Genomic DNA, 16,899 nt, shown 5'->3' with positions numbered 1-16,899 from the left:
CGCGAAGAGGATGGCGTGAGGCGCGTCACATGGCATGCGGGGCCCTCGCCGCCAGCTCGTCCCGGACATGTCCGTGCGGCCGGGGACTGTCTCGCTCCGGCCGCACGGGGATGCAGTAGCTGGCTAGTTCCTGACCTGGTAGTTGCCGATGAAGATGTTGACCAGGCCGCCGTCTCCGGCCAGACCGCCGTCCCCGACGAGACTCCCGAGCACGCCCGGCGAGGACGCCGAGGGTTCGGCGTCGGCGGCCCCGGCGTCGGCGGAGGCCGCTTGGGCGGGCGAGGCGGCCAGGCCCAGCAGGGCCGTGGCGGCGAAGGCGGAGAACAGGAGGGCGGTGGCGCGGCGGCACGTGCGTCCCATGGCAGCGGTTTCCCTTCACGAGGTGGCTGGACGGGACCTCCCGCGTCGTGAGCGAAGGGGCCCGTGAGGTATTCGTGACCGGAGCGCCCGGGTATTGGTCGGATTCGCCACCGATTTCCGGACGCCGCACGCAGCGCACGGAAGCCGCGTTTCCTACCGATTGGTAACAATTGGGATTGTCACCTTCGGGACTCTGGTGGGCGTGACCCGGGCCACTCTAGAGTTCCGCCCATGGGTGTAATGCGTAAGCGTGTCCTTCTTCGTGTCCTCTTGGGGTCTGTCGCCGTTGTCGCGTCACTTGCCCTCGTCACGTCCCTTTTGGGGGTCTGGGCGGTACGGAGTTCCTTCCCGGAGACCTCCGGCGAGCTCTCCCTCTCCGAGCTGGACTCCCCCGTCTCAGCGCTGCGCGACGACCACGGGGTCCCGCACGCCTACGCGGACAACGCCGACGACCTGTTCACGGCCCAGGGGTTCACCCACGCGCAGGACCGCTTCTGGGAGATGGACTTCCGCCGCCACGTCACCGCCGGGCGCACCGCGGAACTCTTCGGTCCCGACCAGGTGGAGACCGACGTCTACCTGCGCACCATGGGTTGGCACCGGATCGCCGAGCAGGAGTACGAGCTCCTCGACGAGGACACGCAGCGCTACCTGGACGCCTACGCGGCCGGGGTGAACGCCTGGATCGACGACAACCAGGGGCTCGCCGCCAGCCTCGAGTACGGACTCCTCAACGTCACCGCCGACGACTACACGGTCGAGCCCTGGACCCCCGTGCACAGCCTCGCCTGGCTCAAGGCCATGGCCTGGGACCTCGGCGGCAACCTCCAACAGGAGACCGAGCGCGCACTGCTCCTCGCCGAAGGGATGGACGAGGACCGGATCGATGAGCTCTATCCCGCCTATCCCTCCGACAAGCACGACCCCATCACCGCCACCGAAGAGCACAACGGTGCCGAGCCCGAGGCCGACCTGTCCCCGGCCCCGGACATGCCGGACGGGGCCTCCGACGCGCTCGCCGAGCTCTCCGGTGTCAGCGAGGCCATCCCCGACCTCGTCGGCCCCTCCGACAGCCCCGACCTGGGCTCGAACTCCTGGGTCGTCTCCGGTGAGCACACCGAGACCGGCGCGCCCCTGCTCACCAACGACCCCCACCTCGGCGCCTCCATGCCGTCCACCTGGTACCAGATGGGCCTGCACTGCACGGAGATCACCGAGGAGTGCCCGTTCGACGTGAGCGGGTTCAGCTTCTCCGGCCTGCCGGGCGTGGTCATCGGCCAGAACGAGTCCATCGCCTGGGGCTTCACCAACCTCAACCCCGACGTCATGGACCTCTACCTTGAGCAGGTCGAGGACGACCACTACGTGGTGGACGGCGAGGAGCACCCGCTTGAGGTCATCGAGGAGACGGTCGAGGTCTCCGGGGGCGAGGACGTCGACGTGACCATCCGCTCCACCCACCGCGGACCGATCCTGTCGACGGAGCAGGCGGGCCCGCCCGGCGAGAACCTGGGCGAGATCGGCGCCAACGCCGACGAGGGCGACGACGGCCCGTACGAGGTCTCCCTGCGCTGGACCGCCCTCCAACCGGGCACCGCGGCTGACGCGATCTTCAGTATGAACCGGGCCCGCGACTGGGACGGCTTCCGCGAGGCCGCCAGCCAGTTCGACGTGCCGTCGCAGAACCTCGTCTACGCCGACAACGAGGGCAATATCGGGTACCAGGCACCCGGCCTGGTACCGGTCCGGGGTGAGGGCGACGGCCGCTGGCCCGCCCCGGGGTGGGACTCGGACTACGACTGGGAGGACGAGTACATCCCGTTCGAGGAACTCCCCAGCGTGTACAACCCCGAATCCGGGGTCATCTCCACGGCGAACGAGTCGGTCGTCGACGAGGACTACGAACACTTCCTGACCTCGGACTGGAACTACGGCTACCGGGGCCAGCGGATCAACGACCTGCTGGACCAGGCGATCGCCGACGGGCCGGTGACCACCGAAAACATGGAGGAGATCCTCATGGACTCGCTCCACACGAGCGCCATGGAGGTCACCCCGTTCCTGCTGGACACCGAGGTCGAGGGCACGACCGCCGAGGCCCAGGAGCTGCTGCGCGAATGGGACCACCGCAACGAGCCCGACTCCGCGGGGGCCGCCTTCTACAACGCCACTTGGCGCCAGCTCCTGCCGCTGCTCTTCGACGAACTGGTCGACCTGGGTGAGCCGGGTGAGCCGGACGACCCCGACAGCGCCGGGGAATGGGGCGAGCACGCCATGGGCGGCGGCTCAAGAGCGATGCACGTGGTGTCCCAGCTGCTCGAGGACCCCGGGTCCTCCTGGTGGGAGGGCGACGAGGCCAGCGGCCGGGAGGAGGTCCTGGCCGCGGCCATGGACGCGGGGGTCGAGGAACTCACCGAACTACTCGGCGACGACCCCGCCGACTGGCGCTGGGGCGACCTGCACACCCTCACCGCCACACACGAGTCGTTCGGCACGTCGGGGATCGGCCCCGTGGAGTGGCTGTTCAACCGCGGCCCGGTAGAGACCTCGGGCGGGTCCGACATCGTGAACGCCACGGGTTGGGACGCGTCCGAGGGCTTCGGCGTCACCACGGTCCCGTCCATGCGGATGGTCGTGGACCTGTCCGACCGCGACTCCTCCACGTGGATCAACCTCACCGGCAACTCCGGCCACGCCTTCCACCCCAACTACGACGACCAGTTGGAGCTGTGGGCCGAGGGCGAGACCCTGCCCTGGGCGGTGACCGAGGAGGCCGTCCGCGAGGCCAGCACGGACGAACTCACCTTGGTTCCCTAGCCGCGGGAGGGCCGCGGGAAGGGGCTGCGGGAGGGCCGCAGAACAGGACGGCTCCCCCGCGGGCTGTGCCCGGGGCGGAGCCGTTCACGGTGTTCGGTCCGAAGCCTCTCAGAGCGGGAACGAGGTGCCGGTCATCTCCTCCGACAGGTCCCAGAGGCGCCGGGCCGCGGCGGGGTCCTGGGCGGCGGGACCCCTACGCGCGAGGCCGGGTGCGCCGTTCAGGAACACTCCCTGGGGGCCGGCGTAGGCGGCACCGGGCACGTCCTGTGTGGCGGCGTAGACCGTGGGCAGGGCCCCGGCCACGGCGCTCTGCGCGGCGACCTTGTTCAGCACGGACATGAACTTGTCCTGGAGCGGCTTCTCGCTGCGGGTCTGGAGGTTGGTGGCGGCGTAGCCGGGGTGCGCGGCGGTGGCGAGCACCGGCGATCCGGCCTCCTCCAGCAGGCGCTGCAGCTCCAGGGTGAACAGCAGGTTGGCCAGTTTGGACTGCCCGTAGGCCCGGTAGGGCATGTAGCCGCTCTCCAGGTTGACGTCGGCGAAGTTGATGCCGCGGACCGTCAGGTGCATCCCCGAGGAGACGGTGACGACCCGCCCGGTGACGTGTTCCAGGAGAAGGTTGGTGAGCGCGAAGTGGCCCAGGTGGTTGACGCCGAACTGGGTCTCGAAGCCGTCCTTGGTGCGGGACTCCGGGATCGCCATGAGGCCCGCGTTGTTGATGAGCAGGTCGAGGTCGCCCTTCCACCCGTCGGCGAACTCGCGCACGGAGGACAGGTCGGCCAGGTCCAGGCGGCGGACCTCGGTCTCCCCCTGGACCTCCCCAGCGGCCTCCTCGCCCTTGGCGGTGTCACGCACGGCCAGGACCACCCGGGCACCGCGCCGGGCCAGGATTTTGGCGGTCTCCAGCCCCAGTCCGCTGTTGGCGCCGGTGATGACGGCGGTCTTGCCGCTCAGGTCAGGGAGGCTGACGTTTCTCTCGCTCATCTCACCAACCTAGGCTCGACTTCCGGAAGTTGTCAATGACAACAATGATGTCATCGCAAACATCGGGCTATGCTGTCCGGCATGGCTGACCGTCCCTACCACCACGGAGACCTGCGCGCCGCCCTCCTGGAGAGCGCCGAGCGCACCCTCGCCGAACGCGGCCCCGCGGCGCTCTCCCTGCGCGAGCTCGCCCGCGGAGCGGGCGTCAGTCACGCAGCCCCTGGACGCCACTTCAAGGACAAGCAGGCGCTCCTCGACGCCCTGGCACTGAACGGCTTCCAGCGCCTGCGGGCCGCGCTCGAACAGGCGGCGCGCCCCGGTGAGAGCACCGAGGCGTACCTCCTCGCCCTGGCCCGCGCCTACGTGGGCTTCGCCCTGCACAACGCCGCCCTGCTGGACCTGATGTACGCGCGCAAACACGACGCCGACATCTCCGAACAGCTCTCCGCCGCCGTCGGCGACCTGCTGGCCATCGTCCTGCACGCCATCACCGAGGGGCAGCGCCAGGGTGAGATCACCGAGGGCGACCCGGGGGCCATCGCCCTCACCGTGGCCTCGGCCCTGCACGGCTTCGCGTCCTTCAGCGCCGACAACGCCACCGGGGACGTCGACGAGGACCTGGAGACGGTCGTCCAACGCCTCATGACCGGACTCGCCCCGCGCTGAATCTCGCGGGTCGGCCCTCCGGAGAACGGCGCGCGGCCGAGCGCTCTCGCGGACCGTTTCCCGTCGTCAGGCGCTGCTGACGGAGAGGCGCACCGCGAAGCCCAGGAACAGGGCGCCCGCCAGAGATGTCGCCCCGGCCGAGAGTCCGCGCCGCTGGCCGAAGGCCGCGGCCAGCCTCGTCCCGCTGAAGATCAGCACCGAGAGGTACAGGAAGCTGACGATCTGCATGAGGATGCCCAGCACCAGGAAGGACAGCGCCGGGTAGGCGTAGGCGGGGTCGACGAACTGCACGAAGAAGGAGATCAGGAAGAGGATCACCTTCGGGTTGAACAGCGACACCACCAGCGCCCGGCGGTAGGGGCGTTCCGCGGTCGCCGTTCCCGTCCGGTCGGCCGCGGCGTCGGCGGCCCGCTGCCCCTCGGCCCGCTCGTGCCGGGTCGTCCACATGGCGTACGCCGAGCGCAGCATCCCGATGGCCATCCACACCAGGTAGGCGGCGCCCGCGAACTTCACGATCGAGAAGAGCAGCTCGTTGGTCTGGAGGAGCGAGGCGGCACCGGCCGCGGCGAGCAGCATCAGCACCGCGTCTCCGGTGAACACGCCCGCGGCGGCCTTGTAGCCGGTGCGGGTACCGCTGCGCGCCGCTACGGAGAGCACGTACAGGGAGTTGGGCCCCGGGAGGAGCACGATGAGGATGAGCCCTGCCAGGTAAGTGGGCAGGTCGGTGACGCCGAGCATGAGCGGAGTGTTTCATCCGGTCACCCGACGCCGGTATCCCTTCTCCCTGTTTGTGACCAACCAGACCCCGCTCTCCGTGGGATGTGCGCTTCGGCAGCACCCCGCTGCCCACGCGCACCCAGGAGGGTGCCGGCGCCGGTCCGGGTGTCACTCCCAGGGGATCCACACGAGGTTGAAGTGGTACGCCACGGACAAGAAGACCGTGAAGGCCAGCGCCACCGCCGTGTACGAGGCCCGGCCCCAGATGTCCCACCAGCCCTGGAACCAGGCCAGGGCCGCGCACGCGACCACACCGGCGGCCGGAAGTGTCACCAGGGCCAGCGGCACCCCGAGCGCGCCCGCACCGGTGAAGACCATCAACGGCATCGCCTCGCTGGTCGCCAAGGCCCCCACAGCGGCCATGGCAGCGAGGGTAAGCAGCCCGGTCGCCCCGGCAAGCGGGCGCACCCATGTCCGAGCGCCGGACCCGCGCTTCGGCGCGGGGTGACCGCGCACCTTCCGGACCAGTGCGGCGAGCGGCCAGCCGAGCATCCCCGCCAGCACCAGCGCCGACAACCCGCACGCGACCAGCCAAGGGAACGGGGTCTCCCACCAGCCGACCTTCACGTACGGGTGGGTCGGCGCCCGGTCGCAGACGAACCCGACCACTTCGCCGTCCTCCTCGATGAAGGCCGCCTGCTCGGCACCGTCCTCGGAGCGGAACAGGCCGTCCCCCACCGGGAACCACCGCTGGTCGTCCATAGCCGTGGAGCAGGACATCCACAGTGCGCCGTCGGCCACCCGGGCGGGTCGGTAACTGCCCAGGATTGCGGGGAGCATGGTGACCTCGGTGACGCTGACCCTCGCCGCGTGGTATCCGCCCTCGTACCTGCGCAGTTCCTCCTCGGTGAGTTCCAGCGGCTCCGTCGCGTCGATGCCGGGTTCCACTCCGGCGACCTCGGTCAGCAACTCGTCCACGAGCCGCGTCCAGGCGAACTCGAACATGCCGGCGTCGGCGTCGCTGTTGACCGCGACGAAGATCCCCAGGTCCAGGTCGGGCACGAGGGCGTACTCGGTGTTGGCGCCCAGGAAGCTGCCGAAGTGCCCGACCACGCGGGGTTCGCTGGTGTACCGCTCGTAGGTCCCGTATCCCACGGCGGCGGCCTCCGGGTGCGGCTCGGCGTGCCGGTCGAGCATCACTGCCCCGCCCAGGGGGCCGTCGTCCAGGAGCGCGTTCATGAATCTGGACATATCGGCGGCGGTGGTGAACGCGTATCCGGCCGCGTACTCGTTGGCTCCCACCCTGGGAGCCGGCGTCAGCTCCCCGTCCGGTGCCAGCACATGGTTGACCGCGGGTTCCAGGACCTCCGCCAGTCCTCCAGCCCCCCGCTGGAAGGAGGTGTCGGCCATCCCCAGCGGCTCGAACACGCTCTGTTCCGTGTACTCTTCGAACGGCATCCTGGAGACCTCCGCCACCAGGTGTCCGATCAAGCTGTAGCCGAAGTTGGAGTAGGCGGTGAAGCGGCCCGGCGGGTATACGCGCTCGGGCTGGTAGCGGGCAACGTACTCGTCCAGCGCGAGGGCGTCGGCCGGCTCCTCGGTGGCCGAACCTTCACTGTGCTCCTCGAACCCGCGGTGTGGGTGAGCAGGTGGTGCAGGGTGACCGGCTGCCCGGGGAAGGCGTCCCGGACCCGCGTATCCTCGGGCAGGTAGGCGTTGACGTCCTCATGGAGGTCGATCCGGCCCTCCCCGACCAGTTCCAACGCGGCCGCGGCCGTGAAGGACTTGCCCACCGACCCGGTCAGGACGGCGGTGCCCTCCGGATCCATCTCCGCACCGGACTCCGGGTCGGCGTAGCCGTAACCCGCGGAGTGGACCGTCTCCCCGTCGGAGACCACGGAGACCACCGCGCCGGGGATCCCCTGCTCGCTGAGGAGCTCGGACAGCCGGGCGTCGACGAACTCCACTGCCTCGGCGGGGGTGAAGTCCGTCTGCGCTGCTTCGGACACCTGAGCATGCCCGGAAGCCTGCGCGGGCAGCGCCCCCACCAGGCCGATCACGCCGGTCAGGAGGGCGACGGCGGCCACGGCCGAGCGCCACTCGCGCATGACCACCCTCCAGGACCTTTGATCAACGACCCTTCGACGTTAGGTGCGGGGGCTCCCCGTGTCTGCCCTGGTAGCCGGTGTCCCGAACGTCGTGTCAGCACCACCCGGCAACGGCCACCCGCTCCGGTCACTCAGAGCAGTCGACAGGTGGCCACATGCGGCCATCCATGGGGGCTCGCGGGCGATCGGGTTGCGCCGGAAAGGGTGTCGGACAACGGCTTCGCCGCCCCATTGAATCCCACGAAAACCGAACGACGTTAGGCGAACAGCCGGTAACAAAATCGTGAAACACCCCTCCTTCTGCACCGACGCGATAAACCGAACGAGCACAGCCACGGAGGGTAATTCCACCCGAACCGACACCCTCCGACGGGGGGCGCAAACTTACCATTGCCAACCCTGAGTAACAAATATTCACAACCAAGGGGAGCCTTTGCGCACACCGCCCGCAATAACTAGACTTCTCGCCGAAACCCTCAGCAAAACAGGCCACGCTGAATCCAGCACACGCAAGCTCGCATCGCCGGTCCACGCATAACCCGACCCCCGGAATCAGGACAACTCAATAGAAGCCGAACAGCAGGCCGAAGCGCGTCGCACTTCACCCCCCGCTCCCAGACCTCGAGATCTGAAGCCTCGGCCCAGCAGCCCCGGACCAACAGGAGAGACTTCCCGCGGTTCCCGCATTCCAAACCCAGGGAGCACTCCCCCAGCACACCTGGAAACAGACTAGGAATGATCTCGAGCCTGCATGAGATACAAATTCAGAATACTGGGCCCAGCTACCATTGTCTCCAATGGTGAGGACGCGGTACTCCCGCCGACCAAGCCGAGCGCCATCCTCGCCAGCCTCCTGGTGAAGACCAATGCCTTCGTTTCTCTGGAGTACCTGAAGTACACGCTGTGGGGTGAGAGCCCGCCGGCGAACGCGGATGTCACGCTCCCGACATACATCCTGCGACTCCGCCGGCTACTCCGAAAGCACGACCCGGGCTCCGACCCGATCGAAACGATGTCGCGGGGCTACCGTTTCGCCATCCCCTCGGACGGGGACTCCCTCGACCTCATCGTCTTCCAGCGCCTACTGGAGAAGGGCGCACTGCACCGTGCCTCCGGTGACCTGGAAAGCGAACGTGCGGTTCTTTCCAGGGCGGAGAAACTGTGGCGCGGCCCCGCGCTCTCCAACATCCCCTCCGAGGCGCTACACCGAGAGGAGACACCGGCGCTCAACGACAGCTGGTTCGACGTGCTGGAGCGGCGGTTCACCATCGACCTCTCGATGGGGAGGCTCGAGGACATCATCCCCCAGATTCGGCGGGCCATCACCCACCGGCCGGAGCGGGAACGCTACTGGGAGCAGATGATCGAGGCCCTCTACCGGACCGGGCGCACCAGCGACGCACTTGAGGAGTACCGCAAGGTCCACGACTACCTGACCACGGAACTCGGCATCGAGCCGCGCCCCAGTCTCCAACACCTGCACCTGCAGGTTCTCCGACAGGCCGAGGTCGCGACCGAGCCCCGGGAGCTGGTCCACGGCTCGCTCAGCACATCGGCGAACACCATGGAGGCCACCCGTGTCCCACAGGGACTGCCCGCGTCACCGGACTTCCTCGGCAAGGACGACTACGTCGACACCCTGGTCGAGCAGGTCACCGACTCGGACGCCCCCGCCGTGATCGTGTCAGGGCCGCCGGGTGTCGGCAAGACGGAGGCTGCGCTCCAGGTGGCGCGCCGCTGCGCGGGGAGGTTCCCCGGCGGTGTCCACTTCGCCCGGTTCAGGAACCCGGACGGGAGCCCGCGAAGCAGCACCCGGATCCTGGGCGAACTCCTGCTACGGAGTGGGGCGAACTCCGCGGACCCCGCGCCCGGGTCCGGGTCCGCCACGGACGACCAACACGAGTCGGACCTGATGGCCCTGTGGCGGGAGACGGTGACCGGTCGGCCGTGCCTGGTCATCCTCGCCGGTGTCGCGAACTCTGCCGAGTGCGCCCGTTTCCTGCCCGGCTCCGCCGAGTCCCGAACCATCATCACCAGCCGCAACAGCCTGCCCCAGCTCATCGCCTTCCACGGCGCCCGTCACCACCCCCTCTTCCCACTGGGACGCGCCCATTCGATCCGGCTCCTGAACCTCATCATCGGTCCTGCGGCCGAGGCGGCCTCCCCCGAGGACCTGGCGCGCATCGCCGACGTGTGCAGTGGGCTCCCCGGAGCGTTGCGGCTGGCCGGGGCCAAGTTCGTGGCCAGCCCGCACCTGACCCTGACCCAGTTCTCCGATCTGTTGGAGGTCTCCCCGCTCGACCAGCTCTCCATCGCTGAGGAGTCCGGGACCTCGCTCCGCGAACAGCTGGTCCAGTGCTACACGCAGGTGAGCCCGCAGGCGCGGTCCCTGTTCCTGGAGATCGCGACGGCCGCGCCCAGGGAAGACGCGACCCAGAGGCTGTTCGACCGCTTCGAGGGGACCCCGCAGGAGCTCGACCTCGCCCTCAGCGAGCTGTACTCGGCCTCCCTGATCCACCACTGCGGGACCGGGAGCATCGGGGTCTTCCGGCTGCTCCAGAAGTTCGCCGTGGAAACGGCCGATACCGCGCGGCCATTGGATCACCCGATCACGAACACCCCGCCCAACGGCGTCGGCTGAAGAACCCCCACGGCCATCAGCTGGCCCTGGGAATTAGGGGAAGGGGTGCGGAACCGGGTTCGGGACGCGCTCGGGCATCCCTTCCCCACGCACCTTCTCCCTCTCGACCAGTGCCCGGAAACGCGGCATGGACAGCACCCGCTGCTTCGCCCAACCGAAGTCGATGGGGGCCAGCCCGGGGATGATGACGCGAACGTTGGAGAGCCCGACAGCCTCCTGTTCCGGGGAGGTCTGGTCCACGGCGACGACGTCGAACCCTGCGGCGGTCACGAACGACACACAGTGTTCGAGATCCTCGAGCAGGTCCGTGTTGCGCGGGCGCCGCTCCTCCCAGTCGCGGTACAGGTCCTCGAGGGGGTGCACCGGAGCGGACCGGAGGAGGAAGTCCGCGTGCGGGGCCATCTCCGGCAGGGCGAACAGAAGCGGGTGGTCCCTGAGCTCCCGCACCAGGCCGTAGTCCTCGGCCATGGCCTCGACCTCCGGCCTGAGCTCAGTGACCCTGTCGGCGAGCGAGGGGATGTAGGTCGCGATCTCGGACAGTGCAGAGGCCGCGGCGCCCTCCGCGTCCATGGCCGAACCGGCTGCGAAGCACAGGGTTCCCAGACCGCCGCCCCGACGCACCCCCACCGCGTTGACCACGGGAAAGGGGAAGTCGATCCGGTTGTCGAAAAGGCGTACGTCGTACCCGTGCAAGCGAATCCGGTCCGCCATGTGCCTGGTACGTGGGGAACGCACTGAATCGACGTCGATCTCCGGGAGCGGAAGCGAGCCGTACCAGCCCAGGACGAAGGCGTCCCGTTCGACCAGTTCGAGGAGGGCGTACAGGGCGGCCTCCTCCGGTGCTCCGCCGACCGCGCAGCCGTTGGAACACTCGTTCACGAACGCACCGGGCTCCCCGTCCCGCACGTAGTAGACCAGCTGTTCCGGTACCAGAAGCGGGTGGCCGTGGCTGAGCGAGCGACCCCAGACCCAGGCCATTCCGCGGTCGGGATCGAACTGCTGGAACCAGTCCGATCTCACGTAGAGCGCGGGTTCGTAGAGTCCGCACTCGCGCGGGTCCAGCACCCGGTGTCCCTGGTCGACCAAGTTCTGATAGCTGCCGGTAACCAGTGACTTGTGGCGGCGCTGTTGGGTTCCGGCGTGCCGCTCCAACCCTTCGAACACGGAGGCGGTCCGGCTCGACCGGTAGGAGTCGGTCTGGCCCGACCAACCCACCTCCAGGAGTCGGCCGCCCGCGGAGATCCGTAGCTGCCCGGCGGCCGGCGCCATCGTGGGCGAGGTCAGGTCCAGGTGCACGCTGTCCCCGAGCGCCCCGCACACGGGGTTGGCGAAGAGGGCGGGGTCCGCGTCGAAGTCCCCGGCGGAGCGCAGCCGGTAGGTGTCGGGGCCCCGCTTGGTGCGGGTGGTGAAGGCGGGCAGCCCGTGCTCAGCCGTGGCGGGCACGGGGCGCGAACAGTTCGGGCACCCGGAGTCCGCCAGCAGGGGGGAAGACTCGCAGGGCCAGCGTGGTCAGGGACAGCTCGACGACCTCGGCCGTGCTCGGGGTGCCCGGCCGTACGTCCCCTTCCCCCATCGCCGACGCGGCCACCAGGATCTGGTGGGTGGTGTCCACAACGAAGTCGGTGATCCAGGGGAGCTCTGACCAGCCCTGGAAGCGCCCTCCAGCTTCGATGACGGCCCGCTCACCTTCCGGCCGCAGTCGCTGCCAGCGGACGGCCAGGCAGTGCGTACACGGCCCTGACGAGTCCTGTCCGCCCACCGGACCGACCAGGATCGAACGCGGAGTGAGGAAGACCCCCGGCCCCGTGTGGTCGAACTCGGCCCCGGTGACGTCCTCCCACCCCAGGGCGGTCACCACCGGGTTTCTTCCCGTGGTGGGCCGCCAGCGGCGACGCAGCCCGTCCTCGAGCAGCGCGACCCCGTTCGCCGGATCGATCCTGGTTTCGTGGCGGGCAGTGGACACGGAGCACCCTCGATCTTGTTGACCCATCGCACAGAGACCACCGTGCGGACCGTCTCCGGTCAACACGGCGGTCAGTACCGCGGTCGGTGCCGCGGACCGGGCCAGGCCGGGCCGCGAACACACGGCCCGCCCTGACTCGGTTCGGAGAGAACTAGCCGCAGCTGGTGCTGGAGCAGCTGGAGCTGGAGCAGCTGGAGCAGGTGCTCGTGGTGGAGGTCGTGCTGCCCAGCATCTCCTCACGGGCCTCGACAAGGTCCAGGACCTCAAAAGTCTCCGACTCCAGCAACTCCAGCTCGTTTTGCAGGGAGGACAGTTTGCTGGTCTGGTTCATGCTCATGAAATTCTCCTGTTTCTCGAAATCCCTAGACGAAAGGAGCCACACTTCCTTCCGGAAGTCCGCCGCTCCCTTCAACAAATAGAATGACAAACCCTGATTGCATCTTCTTGGCACTACCCTTGCTTTTGATGTGCAATCCGGACGGGTCAGTTCTCCTGCCGCGAGAAACGGAAGGCTGCGATTCCCAGGGTGACCACCGTAAATAGCACCAGCGCGAGGCTCGGGACGATCAGTGCCTCAGGCCCCTCACCGCGCACCAGAAGGGCCAGCATTCCGTCGTTCATGTGCCGGAGCGGGCTGGCCAACGAAACCGTGTCCATCCAGTCGGGCGCGTAGTCCAGGGGGAAGAAGGTCCCGGACATGAAGCCCAGCGGGAGCACGATCAGGTTGGACGCGGCGGAGGCGGCCTGTTCGCTCCGGAAGAGGGTACCGAGCATGATCCCCAGTGAGAAGAACGCCACGACACCGAGGAGGAAGAGCGGGAGGGCCATCCACCATCCGCTCTCCAGACGCAGGCCGAAGAACGGCAGGAAGGCCACAGACAGGAACAGCACGGCCTGGACGACCGCCACCCCGACCGTCACCCCGAACCTGGACACGAGGATGGTCATCGGCCGCACCGGGGCCAGCTGGAGTCGACGCAGCAGTCCGCTCTGCCGCCACGTGACCAGGGTCAGCGCGGATGCGAAGACGGCGGACATCGCGACCCCGAACGAGAGGATGCCGGGCGCGATGTACTGGATGGGCATGAGGTCGGCATCCTGCCCCTCTCCCATATCGGCAAAGAGCACGCCGAACAGGATCAGGATGAACAGCGGCAGGAGGAAGGCGAAGAAGAGCGCCGCCCGGTCCCGCACGAACCCCTTGGTCACGGCTATGGACATCTGTTGGAGAGCGGTCATGAGCGGTACTCCCGTCCGGTGAGCTCGAGGAAGACGTCCTCGAGGGTGGCTGTGCGGACCTGGAGGGACCCGGCGGCGCCCCGTTCGGTGATCTCCTTCATGACGGGCCCCGGGTCGAGGACGGAGAAGAGCACCACTCCGTCCTCCTCCACCACCGAGGTGACACCGGCGATGCCTCGGATGGCGTCGGCCTCGATCACCTCCCGTGGCAGCTCCATACTGGTGGGCCGGTCCAGGTCCCGGACGAGTGCGCCCGGGGTGTCCATCGCGATGATCCGGCCGCTGTCGATGATCGCGATCCGGTCACACAGGCGCTCGGCCTCCTCGATGTAGTGGGTGGTGTAGACGATCGTCTTACCGCGTTCCTTGATCCCTCGCAGGACGTCCCACAGGTTGTGGCGGGCCTGGGGGTCGAGCGCGGCCGTGGGCTCGTCGAGGAAGAGGACCTCGGGGTCGTGCACAAGTGCGCAGGCGATGGAGAGGCGCTGGCGCTGGCCGCCGGAGAGCTTGTCCTCCCGCACGTGAGCGTGCTCGGTGAGGCCGACCAGTTCAAGGACGTCGTCGACCCGACTGACAGGGGCCGCGTAGAGGGCGGCAAACGCGACGAGCTGCTCGCGCGCGTTGAGGCGCTCGAAGAACGCCGAGGACTGGAGCTGCACTCCGATGCGGGGCAGTAGCTCGGTGTTCCTGGGCCAGGGGGAGGCGCCCAGGAGGTTCACGGAGCCGCCGTCCGGCTTGCGCAGCCCCTCCACCAGTTCGAGTGTCGTCGTCTTTCCCGCCCCGTTGGGGCCCAGAATCCCAAAGAATTCGCCTTTGCGAACGGTGAACGAGACGTCGTCCACCACCCGTTTCCCAGCATAGGACTTGGTGAGGCCCGAGACGGTGATCGCGGGCCGGCCACCGTTCACTTCTGTCATGGCTTCCGTTTCTCCGATTCTTGGTTTCGCGGTTGGGTGGTGTCGCTGTCTTCCTTCGCCCCGGCCGTCCTACTTCTTCGCTGCCGTAACGCCACTAAGCGGTAAAGTCCGGTGATGACCAGCGCGGTCCCCGCCAAGATGAGCACGGCGGCCAGGGCACCGAACACCAGTTCCAGCAGTACGAACCACAGGACCAGGGCCGCCGCCGCCAGCGTTGTGTAGAAGAAGCCGGCTGTGACGGCGTATGCGACGTACACGCTCCGAACCCACCGGGGCGACTGAGCACTTCCCAGGCCCTGGCCGTCCCCTGCGTCCCGGGCGTTCCCCGTCACGCCTTGCGCGCCCTTTCCGAATCGGCCGCGCACAGAGGCTCCGACGTGTGCAAAAGAGTCCCGCGCGAGGTTCTCCATCCCCAAGGCGTGGTTGAGCATCGTGTAGCCGTCCAGTCCCAGGAAGGGCAGGAAGTTGACCAGTCCGGCGACGAGCCCGCAGAACAGCAGGAGCGACACGAACGTGTGCGCCGTTCCGCCCTCCGGAACCGCCCACCAGAGCAGGAGGACCGGGGGCATCACCAGGAGGCTGACGAAGACCCCGGCGAAGGCGATATGGACCCGCTGGCGGCGAGGGAGGACCTGGACGTCCTCCACAGCGCAGTAGGGGGAGAGTAAGGGGAGCCGCCACTGGACCCCGATCTCCGCCACCCGGGCCCCGTAGTGCTTGGCGGCCACGCCGTGGCCGATCTCGTGCAGCGCGAAGAAACCCCAGAGGACCACGAAGACGAGGAGCCCGATCCAGGGGCGGCTCCAGGTCTCCTGAACCGCCTCGACCAGGACCGGAGCGTTGAGTACGGCCACGAGGAGGGTCACCGCGACCGCAACGAGGGCCGATACGACGAACCACGGCGAGAACACCAGGCCGATCCGCCGGGCGAGCGCGCCCAGTGGCACGTCGGGGCGAGCCACCGCCAGTCGGGCACGGACCAGGCCCCGCTGCGGTTCGGTCTGCCGGTCAGGGGTGTGGCCTGGGGCCCGCGGTGCGGTGCCCGTCAGGAGACGGCGCCTGGCAAGCGTGCCCATGATCGTGCCCCACGAACGGTCGTCGAGGGTGCGGTGGAACACCGTGCGGTACTCGTCCGCGATGTCGCGGAGGCTGTTCCTGCCGTCCAGCCTGGTGATGATGAAGTGCTCGCGGGTGCCCACCGTCATCAGCCGATCCGCTACCGGGTCCTTGATGACGTGGATGCTCCGGCCGCGCCGGATCAGGGGCGGTCCGACGACGATGTCGTCCCGGATGCTGGGCCGCATCGGTGCGGCCCCGTCGCCGGTGTCCGCACCGCCGGCCTCGTCCTGGGCGTTCACTCCACGGCCCCTGTGCCGACCTGGTCCACGCGGTCCGCCTCGGCCGCCGCGGAGACCCTGTTCTCCCCGTGCGGCCTTTCGGCCTCGTCGACCACCCGCCCCAGGAGGTAGGAGAGGTAGGCCTCGTCCACGATCGTCGCGCCCAGCCGGTTGTTGGTCATGTGCATGTACGGCATGAGCAGGATGCGCAGCGCGAGCGCGGGGTCGGTCACCGGCCTCGGCTCGCCCTCGTCCCGGGGCTCCCGCGGCCGGGCCGGGTCCCAAGCCGGGAAGAGCAGCTCTCCGGCCTCGGCGAGCGCAGTCACTCGGGCTCGCAGTTCCTCGCAGTGGTCGGCCCAGGCCCGCACGAACGAACTCAGCCGAGCCGCATCCCCGCCGTGGACCGCCGACTCGATCTCCGAGAATCGTGGGGAAAGCCGGGCGGCCATGAGCCCGAAGTTCTCCTCGTACCGGTCCACCGCCGCCAGGTCCGTGAGCTCGAAGGCGTTCTGCCAGAAGTCGTGGTAGCCGCTGTAGAAGGCCCTCAATGCCGCGCGGTCGCTGAGGAATGTGGTGCCCATGACCATCATGAGCTGGGAGGCGATCCCGAGCAGGACCGTACGCAGGTGGGTGTTGGCCTGGTCAACAACGGACAGCACGAGGTCGCTGGAGTGCTCGAAGTGCCACTCCGCGAGCTCGATTCCCTTCGGCCCGCCGTACTTGCGGTATTCGGGTTCGTAGGGCAGGAAGTCGTAGGTGTTGTTCTGACGGAGCGGCATCGGGGCGTCCTCGCCGTAACGGGCGATCCGCTCCTCATCCGAGTACTCCAGCCGGAACATGTCCTCGTACATCTCGAGCAGGAACTCGGAGTCGTAGTCGTACAGTGCCGGGCGCCGCTCCAGGTACGCCTGGATGGCCTCCTCTGCGGCCGCGCGCACTGTGCCGGTGAGCTCCGGGGTGCGGGCCTTGAGTCGGAGCCGGACGTGCTGCCCCTCCAGCCAATAGTTGATGAAGAAGTAGCGTTCCAGCACCCCGCGTTCCCGCAGGTCGCGCACGAGCGGGCGTAGACACTCGGTCAGCACGGGTCGGGAGTCGGCAGCGTAGAAGATGTGGATGGCCATCCACTCTCCGGTTTCGTGGGCCTCACTCACTG

Annotated in this window: 15 protein-coding genes; 3 read left to right on the top strand and 12 right to left on the bottom strand. The window is 68.5% G+C overall.

All coding sequences use genetic code 11. From position 1 onward, the window contains the following. Positions 1-123 precede the first annotated feature (123 nt). Positions 124-360, bottom strand: coding sequence for a hypothetical protein (locus ACYVDG_RS21305; protein WP_460756210.1), 237 nt, complete (start codon positions 358-360; stop codon positions 124-126). Between the two features lie 240 nt (positions 361-600). On the opposite strand from ACYVDG_RS21305, the gene ACYVDG_RS21300 reads away from it, so the two are divergent. Beyond that, positions 601-3,177 (top strand): penicillin acylase family protein, encoded by a 2,577-nt coding sequence (locus ACYVDG_RS21300; RefSeq protein ID WP_460756282.1) that lies wholly within the window; start codon positions 601-603, stop codon positions 3,175-3,177. A 108-nt stretch (positions 3,178-3,285) separates the two neighbouring features. On the opposite strand, the gene ACYVDG_RS21295 is transcribed toward ACYVDG_RS21300, so the two are convergent. Next, the gene (locus ACYVDG_RS21295) at positions 3,286-4,158 is read right to left on the bottom strand and encodes an oxidoreductase (protein WP_460756206.1); all 873 of its coding nucleotides are present in this window, start codon (positions 4,156-4,158) and stop codon (positions 3,286-3,288) included. 81 nt (positions 4,159-4,239) lie between these two features. Here ACYVDG_RS21295 and ACYVDG_RS21290 point away from each other — a divergent pair, with 81 nt between their 5' ends. Next, the gene (locus ACYVDG_RS21290; protein WP_460756201.1) at positions 4,240-4,824 is read left to right on the top strand and encodes a TetR/AcrR family transcriptional regulator; all 585 of its coding nucleotides are present in this window, start codon (positions 4,240-4,242) and stop codon (positions 4,822-4,824) included. A 66-nt stretch (positions 4,825-4,890) separates the two neighbouring features. Here ACYVDG_RS21290 and leuE read toward each other — a convergent pair whose 3' ends face one another. From leuE to ACYVDG_RS21275, 3 genes are all read right to left on the bottom strand, one after another. Further along, complete coding sequence (gene leuE, locus ACYVDG_RS21285; protein ID WP_460756199.1) at positions 4,891-5,562, bottom strand: leucine efflux protein LeuE; 672 nt, start codon at positions 5,560-5,562, stop codon at positions 4,891-4,893. A gap of 147 nt (positions 5,563-5,709) precedes the next feature. Next, positions 5,710-7,116 (bottom strand): serine hydrolase domain-containing protein, encoded by a 1,407-nt coding sequence (locus tag ACYVDG_RS21280; protein ID WP_460756277.1) that lies wholly within the window; start codon positions 7,114-7,116, stop codon positions 5,710-5,712. Continuing rightward, complete coding sequence (locus ACYVDG_RS21275) at positions 7,029-7,649, bottom strand: serine hydrolase domain-containing protein (protein WP_460756195.1); 621 nt, start codon at positions 7,647-7,649, stop codon at positions 7,029-7,031. The genes ACYVDG_RS21280 and ACYVDG_RS21275 overlap by 88 nt, the downstream gene beginning before the upstream one ends. A gap of 751 nt (positions 7,650-8,400) precedes the next feature. Between ACYVDG_RS21275 and ACYVDG_RS21270 the strand changes: the two genes are divergently transcribed. After that, positions 8,401-10,290 carry an AfsR/SARP family transcriptional regulator gene (locus tag ACYVDG_RS21270; protein WP_460756192.1) on the top strand — a complete coding sequence of 630 codons (1,890 nt, stop codon included), beginning with the start codon at positions 8,401-8,403 and terminating at the stop codon, positions 10,288-10,290. 33 nt (positions 10,291-10,323) lie between these two features. Here ACYVDG_RS21270 and ACYVDG_RS21265 read toward each other — a convergent pair whose 3' ends face one another. From ACYVDG_RS21265 to ACYVDG_RS21235, 7 genes are all read right to left on the bottom strand, one after another. Continuing rightward, positions 10,324-11,733: a YcaO-like family protein gene (locus ACYVDG_RS21265; protein ID WP_460756189.1), complete on the bottom strand. Its 1,410-nt coding sequence runs from the start codon at positions 11,731-11,733 to the stop codon at positions 10,324-10,326. Continuing rightward, on the bottom strand, positions 11,717-12,253 hold the full coding sequence (locus ACYVDG_RS21260) for a hypothetical protein (RefSeq protein ID WP_460756186.1): 537 nt from the start codon (positions 12,251-12,253) through the stop codon (positions 11,717-11,719). The genes ACYVDG_RS21265 and ACYVDG_RS21260 overlap by 17 nt, the downstream gene beginning before the upstream one ends. Before the next feature lie 151 nt (positions 12,254-12,404). Continuing rightward, positions 12,405-12,590, bottom strand: coding sequence for a lantibiotic protein (locus ACYVDG_RS21255; RefSeq protein WP_460756183.1), 186 nt, complete (start codon positions 12,588-12,590; stop codon positions 12,405-12,407). Positions 12,591-12,736: 146 nt separating this feature from the next. Beyond that, positions 12,737-13,492, bottom strand: coding sequence for an ABC transporter permease (locus tag ACYVDG_RS21250; RefSeq protein ID WP_460756179.1), 756 nt, complete (start codon positions 13,490-13,492; stop codon positions 12,737-12,739). Next, positions 13,489-14,409 carry an ABC transporter ATP-binding protein gene (locus ACYVDG_RS21245; RefSeq protein ID WP_460756176.1) on the bottom strand — a complete coding sequence of 307 codons (921 nt, stop codon included), beginning with the start codon at positions 14,407-14,409 and terminating at the stop codon, positions 13,489-13,491. The genes ACYVDG_RS21250 and ACYVDG_RS21245 overlap by 4 nt, the downstream gene beginning before the upstream one ends. Continuing rightward, on the bottom strand, positions 14,406-15,767 hold the full coding sequence (locus tag ACYVDG_RS21240; protein WP_460756173.1) for a M50 family metallopeptidase: 1,362 nt from the start codon (positions 15,765-15,767) through the stop codon (positions 14,406-14,408). Before ACYVDG_RS21240 ends, ACYVDG_RS21245 begins: the two co-directional genes overlap by 4 nt. Continuing rightward, the gene (locus tag ACYVDG_RS21235) at positions 15,764-16,897 is read right to left on the bottom strand and encodes a lantibiotic dehydratase C-terminal domain-containing protein (protein ID WP_460756170.1); all 1,134 of its coding nucleotides are present in this window, start codon (positions 16,895-16,897) and stop codon (positions 15,764-15,766) included. The genes ACYVDG_RS21240 and ACYVDG_RS21235 overlap by 4 nt, the downstream gene beginning before the upstream one ends. Positions 16,898-16,899 lie beyond the last annotated feature (2 nt).

This window comes from Nocardiopsis oceani (genome assembly GCF_054777395.1).
The sequence above is the reverse complement of the archived record's forward strand: the minus strand, read 5'-3'. Positions and strand labels throughout refer to the sequence as shown.